The following is a 23,901-nucleotide window of genomic DNA, read 5'->3' on the forward strand; positions in this document are numbered from 1 at the left end:
ATAGGGGATATAAGAGTTATGGTTCGCGGTATCGCATTCCTGGTCGGGGCAGCCTTCGCGGCGGTGCTCGCCTGGGCGCTCCTCTGGACGGTGCAGGGGTGGATCACCGATCCGCCCGCGCCGACCGCCGAGGAAGAATTCCACCTTCACCCGCGCCCGGCCAACCTGCGGTCGGACGGCATTGCCGGCAAGTTCGACAAGCAGCAGCTGCAGCGTGGTTTCCAGGTCTACAAGGAAGTCTGCGCAGCCTGCCATTCGCTCCGCTTCGTCGCGTTCCGCGACCTCGAGGGGATCGGCTATAACGAAGGCCAGGTGAAGGCGATTGCGGCGGGTTACGATACCGTCCCGACGATCAATCCGGACACCGGCGAGCCCGCGACGCGCAAGGGCGTACCGGCCGACCGCTTCCCGATGCCGTTCGCCAACGACATCGCGGCGCGCGCGGCGAACAACAACGCGGTGCCGCCCGACCTCAGCTACATCACGCGCTCGCGGCATGGCGGGGCGGATTACGTCTACTCGCTGATCACCGGCTATCGCGACCAGGCGTCGTTCAAGAACGAGAAGGGCGAATCGCTGCTCAAGGCGTTCCCGGACATCGCGACGCCCAAGGGCCTGTACTTCAACCCATACTTCGCGAACCTCAACATCGCGATGCCGCCGCCGCTCAAGTCCGAGGGGCAGGTCCAATATGCCGACGGTACCAAGCCGACGGTCGACAGCATGGCGCGCGACGTGTCCGCGTTCCTGGTGTGGGCAGCCGATCCGAGCTTGGAGAAGCGGCATCAATATGGCTTCTTCGCGGTGATCTTCCTGCTGATCTCCAGCGTCCTGGCGTATGGCGCGTATCGCAACGTCTGGCGCGACGTGAAGCATTGATCGCTTCTGGTTCCCCTCCCTGAAAGGGAGGGGCTAGGGGTGGGTAAAGGCTTGGTAAGAAGCCAGCCGCTCGCCTGATCGTTTCCGTATCGCGATACTTCCACCCACCCAGCATCAGGTGAAACAGCCCCCGGCTGTTTCAGCGCATCCGGGGGATGCGCGACCTGACGCTCCCTCCCTTGAAGGGAGGGGGGCAGTAAGCGCGCCGTTTGTTCAGGCCGCGGGCCGCGTCCGGATCAATCCGTTGGCGACGAAGGTCATCACGGGCTCGTCGTGCTGGTTGAACACGGTCGTGCGGCCCCGGGTGATGCCCATGCCGGGGCGGCTGGCCGAGAGGCGTTTTTCCAGCAGCTCGCTCTCGCACCGCAACGTGTCGCCGGGATAGACCGGACGTAGCCATTTGAGCTCGTCGATCCCGGGCGATCCCAGCCCCGCCTGGCGGTTGGTGCGGAAATGTTCGACGGTCATCCGCATCGTCATCGCGGCCGTGTGCCAGCCCGAGGCGGACAGGCGCCCGAAGAAGGTCTTGGCGGCTTCTTCATCGGATAAATGAAACGGCTGCGGATCGTATTTCTCGGCGAATTCGATCACTTCCTCGCGCGTGACCTCGTACCGGCCAAAGCTCGCCTTCGCCCCGACTTCCAGATCCTCGTAATAGCGCAGGTCGTCGCTCACTTGCCGAGCGCCGCGCGGAACGGAGCGTCGTCGCCATCGAGGTTCTGGCCCGCCGGCAGCCCGAGCAGATCGCGCAGCAGCGGCGCGATATCGACATTGTCGAACGTCGCGATCTTGCCGAGCGGCTTGATCGCCGGGCCCGTCGCCAGGAACAGCGCCAGCATGTCGGGCGCGAAATTGTCGTAGCCGTGCGCGCCGCCCTTGATCGCATATTTCGCGGGGTGCGCAAGCACCGTCCAGCCATCCTCCGGCATGCACAGGATCGCCGGCACGCGCGGATTCTTGCCGTAATGGAAGCGTTCCGGCACGTCGGCCTTGCGGTAGCAGGTGAGGTGCGGCCCGTGCGCGCCGAGCAGCGCCTTTTCGACCGACGCTTCCTTGCCCGGCTTGGGATTGACCGAGGCGTAGACGCCGTCCTCGACCACATCATAGTCGTCCGCATTGCTGAACGTATCGAGCACGATCACGCGGTCGTTGGCGATCGGCGCCATGCCGTGATCGGCGACGATGACGAAATTGACCGGCTGACCAAGCGCGGCGAGTTGCTCGCGCAGGCGCCCGATCGCGCTATCGACCGCCGCCACCGCCGCGGTCGTGTGCGCATCGAACGGCCCGTATTGGTGGCCGGCGGTATCGACCTCGTCGAAATAGAGCGTGACGAATTGGGGACGTGTCGCCGCCGGGCGCCGCAGCCAGTCGATCGCCATATCGACGCGCTGGCGGTCGCTCACCACGATGTTGAACTGTGCCCAGTCGGACGGGCGCGTGCCGCCGGTCAGATCGTTGGGCCAATCCTTCGCCCGCTCGCCGCCCCAGGCGACGTTCGAGCCCGGCCAGAAGCCGGTGCCGGTGCGGATGCCGGCTTTCTCGGCGGTCACCCAGATCGGCTCCGCCGCGTTCCACCAGAACGGATCGTCGCTCGCCATCGTGAAGGTCTCGCCCGGCCGCGCCGCGTCGAGCATCTTGTTGGCGACGATCCCGGTGCGGTCCGGGCGCAGCCCGGTCACCAGCGTCCAGTGATTGGGGAAGGTCTTCGACGGATAGCTCGGCCGCATCGACCCGCTGATCCCGCTCGCCGCCAGCGCGTTGAGATTGGGTGTCACGCCGCGATCGAGATAGTCTGGGCGGAAACCGTCGATCGACACCAGGATCGTGACCGGCGCGCGAGTCTCGGCCGCCAGGGCAGGGGCGCTGGCGAGGGTCGGCGGGGGTGTCGCGGCGCACGCGCTTAACGCAACGGCAGCGGCCAGACTGAAGGCTAGAGCGATCCGACGCATTCCCGACTCCCGACGATGAGCCGTCGCCATGCCGGATATCGCCCCTATCCGCCAAGGCTCAATTTGACGAACCCGGTCCAGCCCGCGGGCGAGCGGCCATACGCGCCATCGAGCGCGCGGGGCTTCCCGATCACCAACCCGCTGCCGCCGACCGCAGCTTCGACCGGGCCGAACAGCTTGAGCCGATAGGCATAGCCGAGCTCGCCGCGCGTCACGCGGAACGGGCGGTCGTGAAGCGGGTCGGCATGATCGGGAAAGAGTTCGTCGTTCGCGACATTCTCGATCCGGCCGAACAGGCTGTGATGATCGCCCAGGTCCCAGTTCGCCTCGCCGATCCACGCCGTCAGCGTGCGGCCGGGCAGGCGGTCCTTGGACGAGAAGCCGGCGAGTGCGGAGAAACCGCCGCTGGCATATTGCACGCTCGCGGTGGTGCGCGCTTCGTCGATCCCGGGTTCGAGCGCCTCGGGGCTCTTCAACCGGCCGTAACTGACCTGCGCCGACCAATTGGCGGACGGGTTCCACGTCGCGCGTACGCTCCACGAATCGAGTGCGGGCGTCTCGATGTCCCAGCGATACTGATCGGGTTCACGCCCGCGGAACGCCGATCCCTCGATCTGCCAGCGGGTCGTATTGAGTCCCACCGTCACCACACCGAACGTGATGTGCGTACTGTCGAACCAATGGTGCGTGATCGGCGCGAGCGGCAGGTATTTAGCGGACGCGCGATGCATGAAGGCAGAAGGACCCAATGCGGGTTCGGCGACCGGGCCGCCATAGACGAACGCGTCCACGCTCGGACCGATCGGCACGTCGATCCGCGCCGACAATTCCATGAACAGGTCGTGCGGATGCTGGCGGTCGATCAGCGCGGTGACGCCGTTCGCGGTCTCGCCGGTCGCGAGCAGGCTGGGATAGCCGCGCTTGCCCATCAGCGGATCGAGGCTGAGCATCGTCATCAGCTTGAGCGTCGCGCCGCTGTTGCCGAGGTCGCGCTGCGCCTCCGCCATCGCCATCGACGACACGAAGCCCGACCGGTCGCCGCGCGGACCGCTCTGGTCGGTATAGGCCCCCCAGGCATAGCCGTGGAGCATCAGCATCCAGCCGCCGCTCATGACGTGGACGCCGGTCATCGCCCCGCCGATCGCGGGCAGTCGCGAGGTACCCGAACCGCTGCCGGGCTGACAGCGCGTACCGCCGGCGACGATGCCGTCCGGGCCGGCGTCGGGGAAATCCTGGCACCCGGCGAAGCGGCGTGGCGGCCAGGCGCGCATCCCCGGCATACCCGCCATCGACTTGCCGCCCGCCATGTCCATCCCGGCCATCGGCGCGGGAGGGGTGGGAGCGGATGAGGGCGTGAGGGGCGGCGCCATGTTCATGCCCGGCATGGCGGCTTCGGGCGCCGGCGCAGCGGCGGGCGGCGTCTCCCTCTCGGGCAAGGCTTGCGGCTGCGCCGTTGGAGCTGACACCGTTTTCGGCGCCGATCGAGGTGCAGCGGGACGGGCCGCCGGTGCGCGTCGCGGCGTGGGCTTGGGTGCAGGCTTCGCGGCGGGTTTCGCCGGCATTTTCATTCCCGGCATGCCGGGCATCGCTTGACCGACGGCGGGCAAGGGCAATGCGGCCATTGCGCCGGCAGCGAGACCACACAGAACATGGTGCCGAGAGATGGAATTCCGGATCATTCGCGCGCTATAGCATCCGTACCACGGTACGGAGTCAACACATGACTGCGATGACGATCGGGCGGTTCGCTGCCGCGGGCGGGGTAGGGGTCGAAACGGTGCGATACTATCAGCGTCGCGGGCTGCTCGCGGCGCCGGCGCGCGAGGGACTGTACGGCGGGGTGCGGCGCTATGGTGCGGACGATGTGAGACGGCTGCGGTTTATCCGGGCGGCGCAGGGCGCCGGCTTCACGCTCGATCAGATCGCCGAGTTGCTGGACTTGGATGCGCGCGACGATCGGCCGCGAGCACGGGAATTGGCGCGCTGCCAGATTGCGGCGCTCGACAGGCGGATCGCGGAACTCACGGTCGCACGAGACTCGCTCGCTAAGCTGGCGCGTGAATGCGGCAAGGGTGGGAGCGGGCCGTGCCCGATCATCGCGGCGTTCGAATCGTGAGGGCGCCGGCGCGCTCCTCGATCATCGTCGCTACTGAAAAAGCGAACCCGCCGGCCGGGGTGACCCGGCCGACGGGAAACGCCGTGGTACCGCGCGGCCTCGGCGACCGGCGATACCGATCGGTCAGGCGAAGCGGACCCGCATCGCCACCTTGTTGCGACGGCGCAGCGAGAAGCCGACCGCGCCGAAGCCCATGACCATCATGGCCCAGGTCGTCGGCTCAGGAACGCCACCGACGAGTTCGCGGCCGATCTTGGCCTTAATCGCCGCGTCGAAGTCCGCAAACGTGGCAGCGGGTTGCGTGAACGACCCAGCGCCGCCCTGCACGTTGTTCTGGTAGAATGCGAGCAGGCCCGATTCACCCAGGATCGGCAGGCCGTTGATCTGATCGACACCCAGCGCCAGCGCCGCGTTGCGGGCGGTCAACGTGTCGGCGCCCTCGTTCGTGGCGCCGTCGCCCGACACGTCGATGACCTGACGCGTGCCGTTGAAAGCGTTGGTGAAGAACTTCGGCGCGATGTAGTTGATCGCGCTGCCGATCGCCGTGCTGCCGCTGAAGGGCCGCGACGTCGCCGCGATCAGGTTCGCGAAGGCCGACGCGGAAGCAGCGGAGTTGACCAGCGTCCAACCGACAGCCTGCGACTGCTCAGCCTGGCCAGACCAATAGACGACCGTGATCGCCGCCGACTTGCCGCTGGCAAACACCGCTTGGATCGCGGAGTCGTTGAACGCGTTGACATAGCCTTGGCGCTGCAAGTTGAATTCGGTCGTATCAACGCTGCCCGACACGTCGATCAGCAACGCGAGTTCGATATCGACGTTCGTCGGCGCAGCCTGCGCTTGCGCGACGCTCGGCGCCATCATCATGCCCATGCCAAGCAGGGCTGCACTAACTACACGATAATTCATCGCTATTCCCTTTCAGAACTGAACTGACGGATAGCGACCCCTGTTATATTTTAGACTCTTCGAGCCGGTGTGAGTGATTCCCCCCTCGCCCCCGGTATCCCCCTGAGTCGTTACGGCTGTACATCTTTCGTTAACTATTGGCGAGTCAGGCCGGTCCGGTCCGTCCCACAATTGGACACATAGCGGCGATTGAAGTCGTCGGCGTGACAGATCCGCCTTGGCGTCAAAACTATTTGCGCTCCTCAGCTGTGGAGGAAGTGCATCACGTCGCCGTCGTGGACGACATAGGCCTTGCCCTCGGCGCGCAGCTTGCCCGATTCGCGCGCCTTCGCTTCGCCGCCCAGCGCGACATAGTCGTCATAGGCAATCGTTTCGGCGCGAATGAAGCCCTTCTCGAAATCGGTATGAATTTCGCCCGCCGCCTGCGGCGCGGTCGCGCCGGCGTGTACGGTCCAGGCGCGCGCCTCTTTGGGCCCGACGGTAAAGAAGGTCAGGAGGTGGAGCAGTTTGTAGCCCGCGGTGATGACGCGCGCGAGGCCGGTCTCGGCAAGGCCCAGTTCGGCCAGGAATTCGCCGCGGTCCTCGGCGGGCATCGTCGCGATTTCGGCTTCGATCGCAGCGGAAACGACCACCGCTTCCGCGCCCTCCGCCTTGGCCTTTTCGAATACCCGCGCCGAATGCGCGTTGCCGCTTGCCGCATCGCCTTCGTCGACGTTGCAGACGTAGAGGACCGGCTTGGCCGTGATCAGCTGCGCCTGGCTCAACACGCGCGCTTCCTCGGCATCCTTCGGCTCGGTCAGCCGCGCGGGCTTGCCGTCGCGCAGCAGCTCGAGCGCCTGGCCGAGCACGCTGGCGGCGATCTTCGATTCCTTGTCGCCCTGCGCTGCTTTCTTCGCGAGATTGGGGACGCGCTTTTCGAGGCTTTCCAGGTCCGACAGCATCAATTCGGTCTCGACCGTCTCGGCATCGGCAATCGGATCGACCTTGCCCTCGACATGCGTGACATCGCCATTCTCGAAACAGCGCAGCACATGGACGATCGCATCGACTTCGCGGATATTGCCGAGGAACTGGTTGCCCAGCCCTTCGCCCTTCGACGCGCCGCGCACCAGCCCGGCGATGTCGACGAACGCCAGCTGCGTCTCGATGATCTTCTGCGAACTCGCGATCGCCGCCAGCTTGTCGAGCCGTGCGTCGGGGACGCCGACGTTACCGACGTTGGGCTCGATCGTGCAGAACGGATAGTTCGCCGCTTGCGCCGCCGCGGTTTCGGTCAGCGCGTTGAAGAGCGTCGACTTGCCCACATTGGGAAGCCCGACGATGCCGCATTTGAAGCCCATGATGCTCGCTTTGGGATTTGGGAAAGCGGGCCATGTAGGCCGGGACGCGGCAAAGCGCCAGCGGGGTTAGCCGCCGCGCTTACCGCCGCCATTACCCTTGCCGCCGCCACCGCCGCCATTGCCTCGACCGCCGCCACCGCCACCGCCACCGCCGCCGCTATTGCCGCGCGGCTGTTGCGGCGCAGGGGCGGCCTGAGGTGCGCGCGGCTGCGGCTGAAATTGCGGACGCGGCGACTCCGCGCGCGGCTGGCGTTGCGGCGCCATGGCCGGACGCGGCTGCGGCTGAGGCGCGGTGAATTGCGGCCGGTTGCCGCCGCCACGCTCGGGCCGCGGACGATCTGCCTGCGGCTGGAAGCGCGACGCGTTACCGGGGTTGGCGCGCTCCGGTCGGGGTGCTGCCATCATTCGGTTGCGGCCGCGTTCGGGCTGGCGATCAGCACTGGCGGCGACCGCCGGCGCTGGCTGGTTGCCCGGTTGCGGCCTTCCTTGCGCTTCGCGGGCGACGCGCATCGGGCCGGCGTTCGGCATCCGGCGGTCGGGCCGCGTGGAATCGATCGCGATGCGCGGATCGGAGCCGGCGCGGTTGCCGCGATCGTTGAACGCGACGCGATCCGGGCCCTTGCCGCCGAGCGCGCGCTGTGGACCAACGTCGGGACGTGGTTGCGGTTGCGGAACTGCAGCCGCCACGCGCTCGGCACGGGCGGGGCGGAACTTGGCATCGTCGCGCGCCCAGCGGGCGTTGCTCCATGCCGCCGGGATCGCGCGCGGCGGGGCAGGGGTGCGGAACGACTGTGCGCGCCATTCGCCGAAGCGCCGCGTGTCGGCCTGACGGCGCGTCGCCTCCTCGCGCCAATAGGTCGCCTGGCGCGACGCGGCGCGGTCGTGGAATTCGCGCCATTGCGGCTGGCGCTCGCGCGCGCCGTTCCACCGGTCGCGCGCGGCGAAGATCGCCGGCTGGCGCGCCGCCCAGATCGTCGGGTTCACGCCGCGCCGGTCGCCGCGGCGCGAGACGGCGTACATGTCGCGACCGCGGGCGTAATATCGCGCGGCATAGTCGCGGTTCGCGCCGTAGCGGTCGTACGGCACCACTGCGCCATAGCTGTCGTAGATCACTGCCAGTCCGTCGCCGTCATAGCCGTAGCCATAATCGGGATCGCGCACGAAATAAGGCGCGTCGGCGCCCGGGCGGTAATAGTAATAGCGATAGCCGTCGTCGATCGGCTCGACGAACACGACCGACTGGTCATTGCCCTCCCATGCCCAGGGATCGACGCCATCATAGTCGAAATAATAATCGGGCGGGGCATCGCCCAGCACGTCGGTGAAGTCATATGCCGCATCGGCATAACCGTAATCATCGCCTGGGTTTGCGACGCGGACGCTGCGTAGCGGCCGGGCGTCGGACAGGGCCGCGACTTCGGGCGCGGTCGGCCAATTCGTCGGCGCGGCCGCATCGAGCGGCAGGGTGGCGGGAAGTTCCGGCAGCGTCGTCGCCGCCGTCATCTGGCTGTCGTTCGCCTGCTGTCCGCATGCCGCCGTCATTGCGGCGATGGCGATCACGGCGGTCGCGCCCATCGCGCGACGGAAAATCGGTCTAAGCACGGTCAACTCTCCCGTTCTTCCCCCGGGAACGGTCGGACTTAGCCTACCGTTCCTGAACATGTGCTGGGCGGCCCGTTCATCGGGAGTCCCGAAACAATCCGTTGCGTCCGGGGCGGCCGCATGCCACCATCCTTGGTGCGGACTCGCGTCGGGGGAATGGGCGCGGTCTCGGGGGGAATGAGGGGATGCCGAGGGGGATTTTCGCGACGATCGCGATGACGGCGCTGATGTGTGCGCTGTGGCCGACCGCGTCGTCGGCGCGCCAGTCGATCAAGCGCCCGGTGGCCGCCGCACGGTTCGGGCTGATCACCAGCCGGGTGCCGCGCATGGGTCCCGCGATCGTCCGTCGCGGCGGCTATACCGCGCTCGCCGACATGGTCCGTCCGCGTTTCTTCAAGGGTATGACCGACATCTATCCGGTCGCGAGCTTCGGGCTGCATATCTCGATCGGCAGCCGGTATTTCGCGCGGCCCAATTTCTGGAACGACGTCGAACAGGCGAGCCGCGGGATGATCGTCAATCCGCAATGGCGCGGCGGCGGCGGCGTTTCGACCGGCTTTCGCCGTCGGACCTGGGCGCTGACCACCGGCTACGACGCCGAGGTGCTGCCGCGGCTCGTGATCGGGCTGGAAGGTGGCGCGCTGAAGGGCCGGGCGATCAATCCGGGACCCCGCGGCCAGATCTATCGACTGCGCGATCGCGAAGCCAATCGCGTCGGACTCAACCCGATCGCGACGCTCGCCGTCCGCTACGCCTTCTGATCAGCGATCGAGGCCGGTGCCGAATATCGGCTGAGTCTCCGCGCTCGAATCGAACCCGGCGATCAGTGGGCGCGCCTTGGCGATGGCGTCGCGGACTTGCGGCAGTTTTAGCGACGCGTCGTGGCTTTCCTTGCTGTCCCACGCCTCGGTGATCCAGATCGCGTCGGGATCGGACAAGTCCTTCGCGACGATGTAGCTGAGGCAGCCCGGCATCGCGCCCGAGCTCGCGAGAAGGATGTCGAGCAACGCCTCGCGCTTTCCGACGACCGCTTTCATCCGCCCGATCATCCCGAACATGTGATTTTCTTCCACGGCGAACGCGCCTCCCGGCCACGCCATCATCGCGGCGGTGCCGCCCAGCATCATGCGTCGGTCGATGGCCATGTTGCGAGGCTAGCGCGCGCTTACCGATAATTGAAGCTGATGCTGATCCGGTCCTGTTTCGCTGCATTGGGCATCACTTCGTGGCGCAGCCAGCTCTCCCACAGGAACACGCTGCCCGCCTCGGGTTCGACATAGACGAACGTGTCCGGCCGCGACGGCGCCGCCATCATCAGCGGCAGGCGCGGATCCTCGAGCTTGAGCGCGCCCGATCCCGGCGGCACCGCGACGTAGACCGTCCCCGACACCACGCTGTGCGGATGGATATGCCCCGAATGCGTGCCGCCGGGCTTGAGGACGTTGACCCAGATACTGTCGAGCTTGAGCTTCTTGCCGAGGTCGAACCCCGCCTCCTTCGCGAACGCCGCGACATGCTTGTCGAGCAACCGCACCAGATCGGCGAAGCGCGGATCGCGAAGCGGCAGATCGTTGAGCGACGCGTAGGAGGTGTAGCCGCGATAGCCGTGCTCCTTCGACCAGCGCTGCCCGGCTTTGTCCTGCGCGGCGAGATCGCGGCAGGCATCGTCGAGTTCGTCGACCAGCGCTTCGTCGCCGAGCGCCGCGTCGTAGAACTGCGTCGGGAACAGCGACCGCAACGTCACGGCTTGGCCAAACGTCGGTCGGCGCGGCATTGTTTAAGCGGCACCGACTGGCCGCTGAAGATCCGCGTCACTTGCTTGGTCCGCTTGTCGGTCGTGACGCTCAGGCACGCGCAGCCATAACCGTAGCTGCCGTTGGTCGCGACCCAGCCTTTGGCGGTCATGTCGGGCAACTCATCCATCCCCGGAGCCTGATATCCGCCCTGTTCGCCGAGCGTCCATTCGCCTTCGCGGTCGCGCAGCCAATAGTTGGCCGGCGTTGGGTTGCTGAGCCAGCCGCAGCGCTTTTCCGGTGCCGGCGGGATCGGCGAAGCCGCGGCGGCGAGGGCGAGAACCAGTGCGATCATTTGCCGTCTCCCATCCTGAGCGCGAGGTCGTTCATGAAGCGGACATCGTCGCCTTTGGCCAGCCAGTCGGCCTCCGCCGCGATCGCGCCGAGCAGGTCGCTGAGCGGCTCGATCTCCGCCTTCGCATAATTGCCCAGCACGTGCCCCGTCACGCGATCCTTATGCCCCGGATGCCCGATCCCGATCCGCACGCGGCGAAATGCATCGCCCAGATGCTGGATGGTCGAGCGGATGCCGTTATGTCCCGCCGCCCCGCCGCCGCGTTTCACCTTCACCTTGAACGGCTCGAGGTCGAGCTCGTCGTAGAAGACCGTCACGTCCTCGGGCGTCAGCTTGTAGAAGCGCATCGCCTCGCCGATCGAGCGGCCGCTGTCGTTAATGAACGTCGCGGGCTTGAGCAGGACGATCTTTTCGCCGCCGATGCGGCCCTCCTGCGTCCAGCCCTGGAACTGCTTCTTCACGCTGCCGAAGCCGTGCACCTCGGCGATCGCGTCGGCGGCCATGAAGCCTACGTTATGGCGATGCATCGCATATTGCGCGCCGGGGTTACCCAGGCCGACCCAGAGTTGCATGGCCCGGCTTTACGCCAAATGCCTCGCGAAGAAAGCCGCGACTTTCGTTCCAGGCGGAACGGCCGAGCCGTCCCGAATTGATACGTTACGTACTATTTTGTGCTGACATCTCGCCCTGTCCCCCGTACGGTTAAGGCCGGGAGAGTCGTCGTCCAAACCGTTTAGGGGAGCTTTTCAGATGCGTTTCACCATCCTCGCCGTTGCCGCACTGGCAGCCGGCACGTTTGCACTGCCCGCGCAGGGGCAAGTGCTCGACAATTTCAACCGCGCGAACACCGCGGCAGGCGCCAACGGCCTGGGCGCCGACTGGTCGATGCTCAAGGCAGGCGCGTCGATCAGCGGCAACGTGGCGACCGGCGGCACGCAGGCGCTCTATCTCTACAACGGTAGCGGTCCGTACGCGGCCAACCAGGCGGAGTTCGATTTCCTGACGGCCTCGTCGCCGACGACGGGCAGCTACTATGACGGCGCGCTGCTCAATTGGGACGGCACGGGCGGCTACTTCGTGAAGGTGCAGCACAGCGCTGGGGGCGGCTTCAACAAATACGGCATCGGCTACGTGTCGTACAATTCGGGTACCGGGCTGTTCACCTACACCAACGGCGTCTTCGCCGATATCGGCGCAACGCTGACCAGCGGGCATCTGAGCGCGAGCGTTTTGAACGGCGTCGGCACGCTGACGCTGACGTCGGGAGCATCGAGCTACACGTTCAACTATACCTATGGCGCGGGGCAGACCTTTATCGGGACTGGCATCGGGCTGGGTATCCAGGACGGCGCCCGACTAGACAATTTTGGGTCGACGGCGCCGGTGCCGGAGCCGGCAACGTGGGGGATGTTGCTGGTCGGGTTCGGCGCGGTCGGCGCAACGCTGCGCCGCCGCCGTGCGGTGACGCGGATCGCGTTCGCCTGACCCTCTAGGACGGAGCGCGCGGAACGCCGTCGGCAGCGATGCCGGCGGCGTTCTTGCGTTCGGGCGAGGGGGGACACAAACAAAAGGGGCGGCGGAAGCCATCGCTCCCGCCGCCCGACCCGTTTTGCCGTTGAAGCCGGTGTTACTCGGCGTCGCCCTCGGCGGCGGGGGCTTCGTCGCCACCTTCCGTCGTTTCGGCGGCTTCGGCTTCGGCAGCCTCGACCTCGGCGACATGCTCTTCGTGCGCGGCTTCGGCCAGCGCGGCTTCCTCGGCCGCCTGCTCGATCGCTTCCGAGCGCAGCGCCGACGGCGCGACGATCGTGGCGATGGTGAAGTCGCGGTCGTCGATCGCCGACTTCGCGCCCTTGGGCAGGTTCACGTTCGAGATGTGGATCGAATCACCGACTTCGAGACCCTTGAGCGAAATCGCGATCTCGCTGGGGATGTCGGCCGCATCGACGATCAGTTCGAGTTCGTGGCGAACGATGTTCAGCACGCCGCCGATCTTGATGCCCTTCGACTCTTCCTCGTCGGTGAAGTGCACCGGCACGTTGACGTGCACGGTCGCGTGCTCGCTGATGCGCAGGAAGTCGACGTGGAGCGGACGATCGGTGACGACGTCGAACGCGACGTCCTTGGGCAGCGTGCGGGTCGGCTTGCCGCCGACGTCGATCATGACGACCGTGTTCATGAAATGGCCGGTCATCAGCGCGCGCATCAACGCCTTCTCTTCCACGTGGATCGAGACGGGGTCCTGCTTCATGCCATAGATGACGGCGGGCACGCGGCCGTTGCGACGCAGATCACGCGAGGCTCCCTTGCCTCCACGGTCGCGCGTCTCGGCGGCGAGCGTCAGTTGGTCGCTCATGATAATCTCCGAAATACGTTGGTTCAGTGGGTTTCCGCGTCACGCCTCCAGGGATGACCACGTCGCGGAAGCGCGCGCCTTTAGGGGAGACTCACGAAAAGTGCAACCCGACCGTCATCCCAGCGAAAGCTGGGATCTCAGGCGATGGCGCGATCCGGCACGAGACCCCAGCATTCGCTGGGGTGACGATTATTGGATGCGCTCGACCTTCAGCCCCTTCGCCTTGAGCAATTCCGGAATCGCATCCTTCCCCGCCAGATGCCCCGCGCCGACCGCGACCAGCACCTTGCCCTTCTGACTCATCCGCGCCGCGACCCAGTCGGCCCAGCGGCGGTTGGCGGCGGTGACCAGGAACGGGCGCAGTTCCTTCGACGGCGCGGCCTTGTCGATCGCGGCGAGGTCGCCGGTCGCCCACGCATCGTAGGTCGTGTCGTAATCCGCGCCGTCGAGCGTTTCGTCGAGCATCCGCTCCTGAAGTTGCGGCGGCAGCATGTCGAGCGCGCGCAGCTGGTCGCCCGGCTTCTCCAGCGCTATCCGCTGGCGGCCCTTGAAATTGCCCCACAATTGCGCGTCGATCCCGTTCTTCGCGGTCGCGCGGCTGTCGAGCGCGTCGCCGGTCGCCAGCATCACCGCCGCCGCCCAATCCTTATAGCCGTCGAACGCGTCGCCCGGCTGACCGGTCCGCTCGATCGCCCGCGCCAGCGCGTCTTGGCGGTCGGCGCCGACGCGCTTAGCGAGCGGCAACAGCCCGGGCGCCTTGGCGATCGCGTCGAAGTCGCCGGTCGCGGTCGGATCGGTTTCCAGCACCAGTTCGTCGGCATCCATCGCGCGGTCGACCGCGTCGGTCCGCCAGTCGATCCGCGGCGGCAACAGGTGGATCGCCCCCATCAGCCAGATCGTCGTATCCCCGTCGCTCACCCGCCACAGCGGTGGCTTGGCCGGTTCGCGCGCCATCGGACACGCGGCCAGCGCGCCCGCCAACGCCATCAGGGCCAGGGCGCGGAGCAGCTTCAATAGGGGACTCGCGTCGCCGTCAGCTTCATCGCCTTCAACTGCTCGATCACGCTTTGCGGCCCGGCCAGATGCCCGGCGCCGACCGCGATGAATACCGTCCCCGGCTTCGCCATTCGCGCCTTGATCCACTGCGCCCAGCGCGCGTTGCGGTCGTAAAGCAAGGTCTTGGCGAGCTCAGGCGTATCCTTGACCCCGTCGTTCATCAGCTCGCCCAGCTTCGCCGGATCGCCGCGCGACCAGGCGCCGACCATGTCGTCCATCGTTGAGGCGGTCTTGGGCAGATCCTTGAGGGTCGATTCGAGGAACGCGACCTGGGTCGGTTCGGACAGGCCGGCGAGATAGCCGATCTGCTGCTCGGGCGTTTCGAGGCCGGTGATGACTTTCTTCTCGGTCGTCGCGGCCGCGGTCAGCACGCTTTCGGGACCGCTCGCGGGATCATAGCCGAGCTTGAGCAGCGGCATCAGCGACAGATTGGTCGCGACCAGCCAGGGCTGTGCGCGATCGAACAGCGCGGAGGGCAGGCCGAGATCGGCGAGCGCCTTCGTGTACATCGGCCGGTCCGCGGCGGGCAGGCGCTCGGGCAGAGTCGGGCCGGTCATCGCGAACCCCTTCGCCATCACCAGCTTCTGCATCGCCTCGGGCGCCGGCTGGACCATTTCCAGCACCAGCTCGTCCGACGAATCGAACGCCTTCTTCACGCCCTCGTCGAACCAGCTGAGACCCGGCTTGAGCAGGTGGACGGTCCCGAACAGATAGATCGTCGTGTCCGCGTCCTTCACCACCCAGAGCGCGGGGTCGGCATCGACCATCGCGGCGGTCGGCTTGGGCGCGGGGACCGGCAGGGTCGGAGTCGGCGCGCTGGTCTGGGCCGCGGCGGTGCCGGCGGCGATCAGCCCGAGCGCGAGAAGCAATTTACGGAGCATATCGGTCCTTGAACGTGGCGCGGACGTCCGCACCTGTGCCACAATAGGTACTGCGCGAACGATGACCAAGACCTGAAGCGGCATTGACCGTGCGCCACCCCTGCGCCAGAGCGTGCCGCACCGCACCATGACCCAGCCGCTCTCCTTCCAGCGCATGATCCTGACGCTCCACGATTACTGGAGCCAGCGGGGCTGTCTGATCCTGCAGCCGTACGACATGCGGATGGGGGCGGGGACGTTCCACACCGCGACGACGCTCCGCGCGCTCGGGCCCGATCCGTGGAACGCCGCGTTCGTCCAGCCGTGCCGCCGCCCGACCGATGGGCGTTATGGGGAGAACCCCAACCGGCTGCAGCATTATTACCAGTATCAGGTCATCCTGAAGCCAAGCCCGCCCGATCTGCAGGAACTGTATCTCGGCAGCCTCGCGGCGATCGGGATCGACACCGCCAACCACGACATCCGTTTCGTCGAAGACGATTGGGAGAGCCCAACGCTGGGCGCGTGGGGCCTCGGCTGGGAAGTGTGGTGCGACGGCATGGAGGTGACCCAGTTCACCTATTTCCAGCAGATGGGCGGGTTCGATTGCAAGCCGGTGGCGGGCGAGCTGACCTATGGGTTGGAGCGGCTGGCGCTGTACCTGCAGAACAAGGACAGCATTTACGACCTCGCGTATAACGACGCGGTCGGGAACAGTCCGCAGCTGACCTATGGCGACGTGTTCCATGAGAATGAGGTCGAGATGTCGACCTGGAATTTCGAGGTCGCGGACACCGACACCCTGTTCGACCTATTCCGCAAGGCCGCGGCCGAGTGCGAGAACTGCCTGAACCACCAGCTGCCGATCCCCGCCTATGAACAGGCGATCGAGGCGAGCCACATCTTCAACCTGCTCAACGCGCGCGGCGTGATCTCGGTGGCCGAGCGCCAGGCCTATATCGGCCGCGTCCGCGACCTCGCGAAGGGCAGCTGTCAGGCGTGGATGGACAAGAACGGGTGGTCGGCGTGATGGCGCTCGCAAATCCTCCCCGGGACGGGGAGGTGGCAGCGCGGAGCGCTGACGGAGGGGGTTTGCCTTCGCTCCGCCGGCCTGAGGTATACGAAGCGCGCAAGGCCCGTCGCGCAATGAGCTTGCCGGAGGTGTTGTTATGGCAACGGCTGAAAGGCTCGCCGGAGGGCATCGCTTTCCGCAAGCAGCATCCCATTGGCGTCTACCGGGCTGACTTCTATTGTGCCGCCGCCAAGCTGGTGATCGAGGTCGACGGCGCGGCCCATGACATGGGTGACCGGCCCGAGCGCGATGTGATACGGAGGGAGCGGTTGGAAGCCGAGGGCTATCGAGTCCTTCGCATCCCGGCGTCGGACGTGTTGCGCAATGCCGACGAAGCTGCCCATACGATCGTGTCGTTCGCGGCGAACCCCCTCCACCACGCCTTCGGCGCGGTCCCCCTCCCCGTAAACGGGGAGGATTTGTGACCGATTTCCTCCTCGAACTGCGCTCCGAGGAAATTCCCGCGCGGATGCAGGACAAGGCGCGCGACGACCTTGCGCGGCTGTTCGCAGGCGAACTGGAGAAGGCCGGGCTCAAGACCGACGCGATCGTGACTTTCGCGACCCCGCGCCGCCTCGCGCTGATCGCGCGCGATCTGCCCGCCGAAACCGCCGCCGTGTCGGAAGAAGTGAAGGGCCCGCGCGTCGGCGCCCCGCCGCAGGCGCTCGAAGGGTTCCTGCGCAAGACTGGCCTCACAGAAAGCGACTTGGTCGAGCGTGACGGCGTGCTGTTCGCGGTGATCGACAAGCCCGGCCGCCGGACCGCCGACGTGCTGGCCGAGGCGATCCCGGCGATCGTCCGCGCTTTCCCCTGGCCCAAGTCGATGCGCTGGGGCGAGGCGTCGGTGTCGACCGAGAGCCTGCGCTGGGTCCGCCCACTGCACGGCATCGTCGGGCTACTCGGCGAGGACGTGGTGCCGTGCGAGATCGCCGGCGTGCAATCGGGCGCGGTGACGGTCGGCCATCGTTTCCACCATCCCGGCGTCATCACGATCGGCTCGGCGGCGGACTATGCCGAAAAGCTCCACGCCTGCCACGTCATCGTCGATCAGGACGAGCGCCGCGCGATCATCCGCGACCGCGCGACCGCGCTGGCGGCGGAGGCGGGGCTGGAGCTGATCGCCGACGAAGGGCTGGTCGCGGAGAATGCCGGGCTGACCGAATGGCCGGTGCCGCTGCTCGGCCGCTTCGACGAAGCGTTCCTGGAGGTGCCGCCCGAGGTGATCCAGCTCACCGCGCGCGTGAACCTGAAATATTTCGTGTGCCGCGACGCCGCGAGCAAACTCGCCAACGCGTTCGTCTGCACCGCGAACATCGACGCCCAGGACGGCGGCGCGAAGATCGTCGAGGGCAACCGCAAGGTGCTCGCCGCGCGGCTGAGCGACGCGCGCTTCTTCTACGACACCGACCTTAAGGTGCCGCTGGAGGAACAGGCGAAGAAGCTCGAGAAGATCGTGTTCCACGAGAAGCTGGGGACGGTCGCCGACAAGGTCGAGCGCGTGGCGAAGCTGGCGCGCTGGCTGGTCGAGGAGGGAATCGTCACGCCCTCGTTCCCCGGCGAAGGCCGGGGTCCAGTCTCGGCGCGAAGCGCCGAACGCGCTACCGCGCGCGATGACGTTGGAGGGCTGGACCCCGGCCTTCGCCGGGGAACGGTCGAGAAGGCGGTACTGGCCGATCACGCCGAACGCGCCGCGCGGCTGGCGAAGGCCGACCTCGTCACCGGCATGGTCGGCGAGTTCCCCGAACTGCAGGGCCTGATGGGCGGCTATTACGCCGCCGCGCAGGGCGAGGACCCCGCGGTCGCCGACGCGATCCGCGATCACTACAAGCCGGTCGGGCAGGGGGATGACGTCCCGACTGCGCCGGTGACGGTGGCGGTATCGTTGGCGGATAAGCTGGATACGTTGGTCGGGTTTTTCGGCGTGAAGGAGCGGCCGACCGGATCGCGTGATCCCTTCGGTCTTCGCCGCGCTGCTCTGGCAATCATTCAGCTAATTCTAACAAACGAACTCCGTATCGGCATCGAATTGCTGGTAGTGCGCGCTGGCGGCGGGTTTGTCCGGGAACGCTTCAATCCCAATATGCCCGATGCTGACTATGAAGCGCAGCAAGCGTGGGTCAAAGACTTCGACGTCGGTACGCTGGCCGTGTTCGACATCCCTAGCTTCCTAGCCGACCGCCTCAAGGTCCAGCAACGCGAAGCCGGTGTCCGCCACGACCTGATCGACGCGGTGTTCGCGCTCGGGGGGAGGACGACCTGGTCCGCCTGCTCGCCCGCGTCCGCGCGCTGCAATCTTTCGTCGGGACCGAGGACGGGGCTAACTTGCTCGCGGGCTACAAGCGTGCGGCGAATATCCTGAAAAAGGAACTCCCTAGTGCTCCGGCGAAGGCCGGAGCGTTGGCGAGCGAAGCGCCCCACGACGCAACGCTCCGGCCTTCGCCGGAGCACGGGAAGATTCAACTTTCCTACACGCCCGAAAAGGCAGAGGCTGACCTGATCGCCGCGCTCGACGCCGCCGAGCCTGCCGCCGCCGATGCGGTCGCGGGGGAGGATTTCGAGGCGGCGATGGCTGCGCTTGCGACGCTCCGTGCGCCGATCGATGCGTTCTTTGACAGTGTCACGGTGAACGATCCCGACGCGGACAAGCGGGCCGCGCGGCTGGCGTTGCTCGCCCGCGTACGCGACGCGGTCCATAATGTGGCCGACTTTTCCAAGATCGAAGGCTAGCGCGCTAGTGTAAACTTGGTGTCACCTTAGCATCGCCTCCCCAGCGAAATCAGATACTTAGAGGACCGACATGACTCAGTACGTGTATCGCTTCGGCGGCGGGGTTTCGGATGGGGGGAAGGGGGACAAGAACCTTCTCGGCGGCAAGGGCGCGAACCTGGCTGAGATGGCCTCGATCGGCCTGCCGGTGCCGCCGGGCTTCACGATCGGCACGCCGATGTGCGCCGTCTATTATGACGAAGGCGGCGCGTTCCCCGACAGCCTGAAGGCCGAGGTCGCGAACGGCATCGCGCATATCGAGGCGGTGACGGGGAAACGCTTCGGCGATGCCGCCGATCCGCTGCTCGTGTCGGTCCGTTCGGGCGCGCGGGCGTCGATGCCGGGGATGATGGACACCGTCCTCAACCTGGGTCTCAACGATCAGACGGTGGTCGGCCTCGCCACGACCAGCGGCGATGAGCGCTTCGCCTGGGACAGCTATCGCCGCTTCATCCAGATGTATTCGGACGTCGTGCTCGAACTCGATCACGGCGCGTTCGAGGAAGCGCTGGAAATCGCCAAGGAAGACAAGGGCTATTTCCTCGACACCGATATGACCGCCACCGACTGGAAGGCTTTGGTCGAGAAGTACAAGGCGCTGGTCGTCGAACAGTGGGACAAGCCCTTCCCCCAGGACGTCCACGACCAACTATGGGGCGCGGTCGGCGCGGTGTTCGGGTCGTGGCAGTCGGAACGCGCGAAGGTTTATCGCCGCCTCAACGACATCCCCAGCGAATGGGGCACGGCGGTCAACGTCCAGGCGATGGTGTTCGGCAACATGGGCGACACGTCCGCGACCGGCGTGGCGTTCACGCGCGACCCATCGAAGGGCGACAATGCCTATTATGGCGAGTTCCTGATCAACGCGCAGGGTGAAGACGTCGTCGCAGGCATCCGCACCCCGCAATATCTGACACTGGCCGCGCGCGAGGCGGCGAACGCCAAGCCGCTGTCGATGGAAGAGGCTTTGCCGGAGGTTTATCGCGAGCTGGCCGGCGTGTTCGACACGCTGGAGAAGCATTATCGCGACATGCAGGACATCGAGTTCACCGTCGAACGCGGCAAATTGTGGATGCTGCAGACGCGGTCGGGCAAGCGGACGGCGAAGGCCGCGCTGAAGATCGCGGTCGATATGGCGGAAGAGGGTCTGATCACCCGCGAGGAAGCGATCGCGCGGGTCGAACCGCAGGCGCTCGACCAATTGCTCCACCCGACGCTCGATCCCAAGGCGGCGCGCGACGTGCTGACGCGCGGGCTGCCCGCCAGCCCAGGTGCCGCGAGCGGCAAGGTCGTGTTCGATGCCGACACCGCCGAAAAGCGCGCGGCGGCCGGCGATGCGGTGATCCTGGTCCGGACCGAGACTTCGCCGGAGGACATTCACGGGATGCACGCGGCGCGCGGCATCCTGACCGCGCGCGGCGGGATGACCAGCCACGCCGCGGTGGTGGCGCGCGGCATGGGCCGTCCCTGCGTGTCGGGCGCGGGATCGCTGTCGATCGACGCCAAGGCGAAGGTGATGCGCTGTGCGGGCCGCGAGGTGAACGAGGGCGACGTCATCACGATCGACGGCGCGTCGGGCGAAGTGATGATCGGCGAAGTGCCGACCGTGCAGCCCGAACTGGCCGGCGATTTCGGTACGCTGATGGAATGGGCCGACGGCGTCCGCCGGTTGAAGGTGCGCGCCAATGCCGAGACGCCGCTCGACGCCAAGACAGCGCGCGAATTCGGCGCGGAAGGCATCGGACTGTGCCGGACCGAGCACATGTTCTTCGACGCCGCGCGGATCACCGCGGTGCGCCAGATGATCCTGGCCGAGGACGAGAAGGGCCGCCGCGCGGCGCTCGACAAATTGCTGCCCGAACAGCGCAGCGACTTCGTCGAGATTTTCGAGGTAATGGCGGGGCTGCCGGTGACGATCCGCCTGCTCGACCCGCCGCTCCATGAGTTCCTGCCGCACGAAGAGGCCGAGTTCGCCGAGGTTGCGGCTGCCGCCGGGGTCGAGGTCGATTACCTCAAGCGCCGCGCCGCCGAACTGCACGAATTCAACCCGATGCTCGGCCATCGCGGATGCCGGCTCGGCGTGACCTATCCCGAGATCTACGAGATGCAGGCGCGCGCGATCTTCGAGGCGGCGGTCAGCCTCGCCGACGCGCCGATCCCCGAGGTGATGATCCCGCTCGTCGCGACCAAGCGGGAACTCGACTTGATGAAGGCGGTCGTGGACAAGGCGGCCGAGGCGGTGTTCGCGGAGACGGGCAAGCGCGTCGACTACCTCGTCGGTACGATGATCGAACTGCCCCGCGCCGCGTTGCGCGCCGGCGAGATCGCCGAGGTCGGCGAGTTCTTCTCGTTCGGCACCAACGATCTGACGCAGACCGCGCTCGGGGTGAGCCGCGACGACGCCGCGCGGTTCCTGCAGACTTATGTCGAACAGGGCATCTACGCGAAGGACCCGTTCGTCAGCCTCGACGTCGAGGGCGTCGGCGAACTGATCGAGATCGCCGCCGAGCGTGGGCGCAAGACGCGCCCCGACATCAAGCTCGGCATTTGCGGCGAGCATGGCGGCGACCCGGCGTCGATCGCGTTCTGCGAGAAAGTCGGGCTCGATTACGTCTCGGCCTCGCCCTACCGCGTGCCGATCGCGCGGCTCGCGGCTGCCCAAGCTGCGCTGGCAAAGGCTTGACGGAGTCACGCGCTCGCGACACTCCTTCGTCATGAAGCGCTTCCTCGCCCTCGTCGCTATCCTGTCGCTCGGCGCGTGCAGCGGGTTGGGCTCGGATGGACCGTCGCAGGAGGAGATGTCCGACGCGCTCGCCCGTCGCGGCGAGAAGGTCCAGTCGACCGAGCGGATCGCGTGCAAGGCGGCGCCGTCGCTGCCCGGCTATATCTGCGACTTCAAGACGACGGTCTGCAGCGCCTTCACGAAGAAGTGCGACAAGTCGCAGCAGCGCACCGGCCGGTTCGTCCAGGTCAGCGGCAGCTGGATGTTCATGGGCGATGTCGAGGATCCCGGCCGCGGCTCGATGCCGCCGCCCGAACCGGTGCCCAGCAATGGCGCGGTGGTGACCGATCTCGGCGGCACCGACACCAACACCATCGCGCCGGCGCCTTCACCGACGCCGAGTCCCAAGCCGTCGCCGACGCCCAGCGCAACGCCGACTCCCAAACCGAGCGCGACGCCGACGCCGAAACCAACCGCCACGCCGACACCAAAACCGACGGCCAGCCCGACTCCGAAACCCACGCCCAAGCCGACCCCCGGCGGCGTCAACCGCACCTGGCTGAGCGGCCGCTGGGGCGGTGCGGACGGCGATTGCACCGCGCGCCGAGCGGTCAAGTTCGGCGAGGGCGGCGGCTTCTACGGCAAGCGCGGCATCGGCACCTGGAGCCTGAAGGGCAAGACCGTGACCGTGAACGGCACCTATTCGGACACCGACAAGCCGTTCGAACAAAGCCTGTCGGTCGAACGCACCGGCGACGACGCGATGACGATGGAGGGCAAGCGCTACCATCGCTGCCCGAACTGAGGGGGACGCCATGAAACCCTCGGTCCGATATCTGATCTGCGCGGTGGCCGGGCTGGCGCTCGGCGCAGGGGCGGCGGTGCAGCGCGTACGGACCGGCGCGCTCGGCGCGAGCACCGCGATCGGGCCGTGGACGACCGGCAAGGATTTCGGGACCGCCGGCGCGAGTGCGTTCACCCGCGCGGTCGTCTCTTTGCGCGGTATCCTCGCGCTCCCTGCGCATGAGGCGCGTTATTACAATGCGGCCGTCGACAGCGCCGGCCAGCCGCTCGACGGCAAATGCCGCTACCGCGTGTCGGGCAAGGCGATGCCGACCAAATGGTGGAGCCTGACGCTCTACGATCACCCCGGCTATCTCGTCACCAACCAGGCCAACGTCTTCTCGGTCGCGAGCGCGCGCGTTCCCGATCAGGCGAACTGGTCGGTCGTCGTCGCCCCCGCGGAGCAGGCCGGACTATGGCTGCCCACCGGGCGGATCGATCGGTTCGAACTGACGCTGCGGACCTATCTCCCAGACGATGGCGGGGTCGGGAACCTGACGCGCGACCAACTGCCCTCGATCGTCAAGGAAGGCTGCTGATGCGTCGCTGGGCGCTGCCGCTGGTGCTCGGGCTGGTCCTCGCGGTCGTCGGCTATACCGTCATGATGGTCGAGTTTCCCCGCGTGTTGATGGGCTTCGCGACCAAGCGGATCAGCAAGGCCGGCGGATACAACACGATGTACGCAGCACCGCTCGCGACCGACAAGGCCCGCGCGATCGTGCGGCCGAGCCCCGATCTCGCCTATTCATCGTGTCCATTCGATGTGTCGAACGGCCCCGTGCTGGTCGATGTTGAGCCGGTGCCGGCACCCTATTGGTCGCTGTCGGTATTCGACGCGCGCACGGACGTCGCGTTCGTGCGCAACAATATCGAGGCGGAGGGCCAGCCGATCCGCATCGCGATCGCGCTGGAGGGGCAACCGGTACCCGACGGCATGCAGGCGGTGCGCGTCAAGGACGCCAGCGGTATCGCGTTGATTCGCATCCTGGTCCAGGACCGCACGCAATTCCCCGCGATCGACGCTGCGCGCAAGAAATCGAGCTGCAAGCCGCTTAGTTAGGTCGCTCGGCCTTCAGCCGCGCATTCTCATTCTCTAGATCCCGAACATAGGCGTCGCGGTTCGTGGTCAGAGCCTCGCGCTCGCGCCATTTGGTGTCGGTCTCGGTGCGGTAGGTCGCGTGGCTGTCGCGCTCCTGCTCGTAGAGGCGGCGCCATTTGGTGCCCTTCGGCGCCATCAGCAGCCCGAGCACCAGCCCGACGATCAGGACCAGGCCGAGCACGGCATATTGGGTGACGTTCGTGAACAGCATCGGGCGCGCCTTCCTCCGGTTCGTTATGCCGGA

Annotated in this window: 27 protein-coding genes; 13 read left to right on the plus strand and 14 right to left on the minus strand. The window is 66.8% G+C overall.

The window, feature by feature from the left end; translation table 11 throughout:
• Positions 1 to 18 precede the first annotated feature (18 nt).
• Complete coding sequence (locus tag FPZ24_RS02520; RefSeq protein ID WP_146569571.1) at positions 19 to 879, plus strand: cytochrome c1; 861 nt, start codon at positions 19 to 21, stop codon at positions 877 to 879.
• A gap of 213 nt (positions 880 to 1,092) precedes the next feature.
• On the opposite strand, the gene FPZ24_RS02525 is transcribed toward FPZ24_RS02520, so the two are convergent.
• Genes FPZ24_RS02525 through FPZ24_RS02535 form a run of 3 tightly spaced genes read right to left on the minus strand, consistent with a single transcriptional unit; the run spans position 1,093 to position 4,201 of the window.
• On the minus strand, positions 1,093 to 1,542 hold the full coding sequence (locus FPZ24_RS02525) for a MaoC family dehydratase (RefSeq protein WP_146574100.1): 450 nt from the start codon (positions 1,540 to 1,542) through the stop codon (positions 1,093 to 1,095).
• An 8-nt stretch (positions 1,543 to 1,550) separates the two neighbouring features.
• Complete coding sequence (locus FPZ24_RS02530; RefSeq protein ID WP_146569572.1) at positions 1,551 to 2,831, minus strand: alkaline phosphatase family protein; 1,281 nt, start codon at positions 2,829 to 2,831, stop codon at positions 1,551 to 1,553.
• A gap of 44 nt (positions 2,832 to 2,875) precedes the next feature.
• Positions 2,876 to 4,201, minus strand: coding sequence for a hypothetical protein (locus FPZ24_RS02535; RefSeq protein ID WP_240047578.1), 1,326 nt, complete (start codon positions 4,199 to 4,201; stop codon positions 2,876 to 2,878).
• On the opposite strand from FPZ24_RS02535, the gene FPZ24_RS02540 reads away from it, so the two are divergent.
• Positions 4,200 to 4,424 carry a hypothetical protein gene (locus tag FPZ24_RS02540; protein ID WP_146569573.1) on the plus strand — a complete coding sequence of 75 codons (225 nt, stop codon included), beginning with the start codon at positions 4,200 to 4,202 and terminating at the stop codon, positions 4,422 to 4,424. The two genes, FPZ24_RS02535 and FPZ24_RS02540, sit on opposite strands and share 2 nt — an antisense overlap.
• Before the next feature lie 127 nt (positions 4,425 to 4,551).
• Positions 4,552 to 4,947, plus strand: coding sequence for a MerR family transcriptional regulator (locus tag FPZ24_RS02545; protein ID WP_146569574.1), 396 nt, complete (start codon positions 4,552 to 4,554; stop codon positions 4,945 to 4,947).
• Positions 4,948 to 5,070: 123 nt separating this feature from the next.
• Here the strand turns inward: FPZ24_RS02545 and FPZ24_RS02550 are convergent, their stop codons facing one another.
• From FPZ24_RS02550 to FPZ24_RS02560, 3 genes are all read right to left on the minus strand, one after another.
• Entirely contained in the window at positions 5,071 to 5,856 is a 786-nt protein-coding gene (locus FPZ24_RS02550) for a DUF1194 domain-containing protein (RefSeq protein ID WP_146569575.1), read from the minus strand.
• 242 nt (positions 5,857 to 6,098) lie between these two features.
• Positions 6,099 to 7,196, minus strand: coding sequence for a redox-regulated ATPase YchF (gene ychF / locus FPZ24_RS02555; protein ID WP_146569576.1), 1,098 nt, complete (start codon positions 7,194 to 7,196; stop codon positions 6,099 to 6,101).
• 66 nt (positions 7,197 to 7,262) lie between these two features.
• Positions 7,263 to 8,798 (minus strand): hypothetical protein, encoded by a 1,536-nt coding sequence (locus tag FPZ24_RS02560; RefSeq protein ID WP_146569577.1) that lies wholly within the window; start codon positions 8,796 to 8,798, stop codon positions 7,263 to 7,265.
• 185 nt (positions 8,799 to 8,983) lie between these two features.
• Here FPZ24_RS02560 and FPZ24_RS02565 point away from each other — a divergent pair, with 185 nt between their 5' ends.
• Positions 8,984 to 9,559, plus strand: coding sequence for a hypothetical protein (locus tag FPZ24_RS02565; RefSeq protein ID WP_146569578.1), 576 nt, complete (start codon positions 8,984 to 8,986; stop codon positions 9,557 to 9,559).
• On the opposite strand, the gene FPZ24_RS02570 is transcribed toward FPZ24_RS02565, so the two are convergent.
• Genes FPZ24_RS02570 through pth form a run of 4 tightly spaced genes read right to left on the minus strand, consistent with a single transcriptional unit; the run spans position 9,560 to position 11,458 of the window.
• Complete coding sequence (locus FPZ24_RS02570; RefSeq protein ID WP_146569579.1) at positions 9,560 to 9,943, minus strand: putative quinol monooxygenase; 384 nt, start codon at positions 9,941 to 9,943, stop codon at positions 9,560 to 9,562.
• 20 nt (positions 9,944 to 9,963) lie between these two features.
• The gene (locus FPZ24_RS02575; RefSeq protein ID WP_186728994.1) at positions 9,964 to 10,542 is read right to left on the minus strand and encodes a TIGR02466 family protein; all 579 of its coding nucleotides are present in this window, start codon (positions 10,540 to 10,542) and stop codon (positions 9,964 to 9,966) included.
• On the minus strand, positions 10,539 to 10,886 hold the full coding sequence (locus tag FPZ24_RS02580) for a DUF4087 domain-containing protein (RefSeq protein WP_146569581.1): 348 nt from the start codon (positions 10,884 to 10,886) through the stop codon (positions 10,539 to 10,541). The genes FPZ24_RS02575 and FPZ24_RS02580 overlap by 4 nt, the downstream gene beginning before the upstream one ends.
• A complete protein-coding gene (gene pth / locus FPZ24_RS02585) occupies positions 10,883 to 11,458 on the minus strand; it encodes an aminoacyl-tRNA hydrolase (protein WP_146569582.1) in 576 nt (191 codons plus the stop codon). The genes FPZ24_RS02580 and pth overlap by 4 nt, the downstream gene beginning before the upstream one ends.
• A gap of 178 nt (positions 11,459 to 11,636) precedes the next feature.
• On the opposite strand from pth, the gene FPZ24_RS17460 reads away from it, so the two are divergent.
• Complete coding sequence (locus FPZ24_RS17460) at positions 11,637 to 12,371, plus strand: PEPxxWA-CTERM sorting domain-containing protein (RefSeq protein ID WP_240047579.1); 735 nt, start codon at positions 11,637 to 11,639, stop codon at positions 12,369 to 12,371.
• Positions 12,372 to 12,513: 142 nt separating this feature from the next.
• Here the strand turns inward: FPZ24_RS17460 and FPZ24_RS02595 are convergent, their stop codons facing one another.
• The 3 genes from FPZ24_RS02595 to FPZ24_RS02605 form a co-directional block, all read right to left on the minus strand.
• Positions 12,514 to 13,239, minus strand: a complete 726-nt coding sequence (locus tag FPZ24_RS02595; RefSeq protein WP_146569583.1) for a 50S ribosomal protein L25/general stress protein Ctc — start codon at positions 13,237 to 13,239, stop codon at positions 12,514 to 12,516.
• Between the two features lie 189 nt (positions 13,240 to 13,428).
• Entirely contained in the window at positions 13,429 to 14,253 is an 825-nt protein-coding gene (locus tag FPZ24_RS02600) for a TraB/GumN family protein (RefSeq protein ID WP_146569584.1), read from the minus strand.
• Positions 14,250 to 15,176: a TraB/GumN family protein gene (locus tag FPZ24_RS02605; RefSeq protein WP_146569585.1), complete on the minus strand. Its 927-nt coding sequence runs from the start codon at positions 15,174 to 15,176 to the stop codon at positions 14,250 to 14,252. Before FPZ24_RS02605 ends, FPZ24_RS02600 begins: the two co-directional genes overlap by 4 nt.
• Positions 15,177 to 15,303: 127 nt before the next feature.
• Here FPZ24_RS02605 and FPZ24_RS02610 point away from each other — a divergent pair, with 127 nt between their 5' ends.
• The 8 genes from FPZ24_RS02610 to FPZ24_RS02645 all read left to right on the plus strand — a co-directional run bounded on the left by FPZ24_RS02610 (position 15,304) and on the right by FPZ24_RS02645 (position 23,618).
• The gene (locus FPZ24_RS02610; protein WP_186728995.1) at positions 15,304 to 16,185 is read left to right on the plus strand and encodes a glycine--tRNA ligase subunit alpha; all 882 of its coding nucleotides are present in this window, start codon (positions 15,304 to 15,306) and stop codon (positions 16,183 to 16,185) included.
• A gap of 116 nt (positions 16,186 to 16,301) precedes the next feature.
• A complete protein-coding gene (locus FPZ24_RS02615) occupies positions 16,302 to 16,652 on the plus strand; it encodes an endonuclease domain-containing protein (RefSeq protein ID WP_240047580.1) in 351 nt (116 codons plus the stop codon).
• A complete protein-coding gene (gene glyS / locus FPZ24_RS02620; RefSeq protein WP_146569586.1) occupies positions 16,649 to 18,586 on the plus strand; it encodes a glycine--tRNA ligase subunit beta in 1,938 nt (645 codons plus the stop codon). The genes FPZ24_RS02615 and glyS overlap by 4 nt, the downstream gene beginning before the upstream one ends.
• Positions 18,550 to 18,954 carry a DALR anticodon-binding domain-containing protein gene (locus FPZ24_RS17465; protein ID WP_240047581.1) on the plus strand — a complete coding sequence of 135 codons (405 nt, stop codon included), beginning with the start codon at positions 18,550 to 18,552 and terminating at the stop codon, positions 18,952 to 18,954. Before glyS ends, FPZ24_RS17465 begins: the two co-directional genes overlap by 37 nt.
• Before the next feature lie 70 nt (positions 18,955 to 19,024).
• Positions 19,025 to 21,676, plus strand: coding sequence for a pyruvate, phosphate dikinase (gene ppdK / locus FPZ24_RS02630; RefSeq protein WP_146569588.1), 2,652 nt, complete (start codon positions 19,025 to 19,027; stop codon positions 21,674 to 21,676).
• A 31-nt stretch (positions 21,677 to 21,707) separates the two neighbouring features.
• Positions 21,708 to 22,520, plus strand: a complete 813-nt coding sequence (locus FPZ24_RS17010; RefSeq protein WP_186728996.1) for a hypothetical protein — start codon at positions 21,708 to 21,710, stop codon at positions 22,518 to 22,520.
• 10 nt (positions 22,521 to 22,530) lie between these two features.
• On the plus strand, positions 22,531 to 23,097 hold the full coding sequence (locus FPZ24_RS02640) for a DUF1214 domain-containing protein (protein ID WP_146569589.1): 567 nt from the start codon (positions 22,531 to 22,533) through the stop codon (positions 23,095 to 23,097).
• On the plus strand, positions 23,097 to 23,618 hold the full coding sequence (locus FPZ24_RS02645) for a DUF1254 domain-containing protein (protein ID WP_186728997.1): 522 nt from the start codon (positions 23,097 to 23,099) through the stop codon (positions 23,616 to 23,618). Before FPZ24_RS02640 ends, FPZ24_RS02645 begins: the two co-directional genes overlap by 1 nt.
• Here FPZ24_RS02645 and FPZ24_RS02650 read toward each other — a convergent pair.
• On the minus strand, positions 23,611 to 23,868 hold the full coding sequence (locus FPZ24_RS02650; RefSeq protein WP_146569591.1) for a hypothetical protein: 258 nt from the start codon (positions 23,866 to 23,868) through the stop codon (positions 23,611 to 23,613). The two genes, FPZ24_RS02645 and FPZ24_RS02650, sit on opposite strands and share 8 nt — an antisense overlap.
• Positions 23,869 to 23,901: the final 33 nt, after the last annotated feature.

The sequence above is a fragment of the Sphingomonas panacisoli genome (genome assembly GCF_007859635.1).
GTDB classification, from domain to species: Bacteria; Pseudomonadota; Alphaproteobacteria; order Sphingomonadales; family Sphingomonadaceae; genus Sphingomonas; species Sphingomonas panacisoli.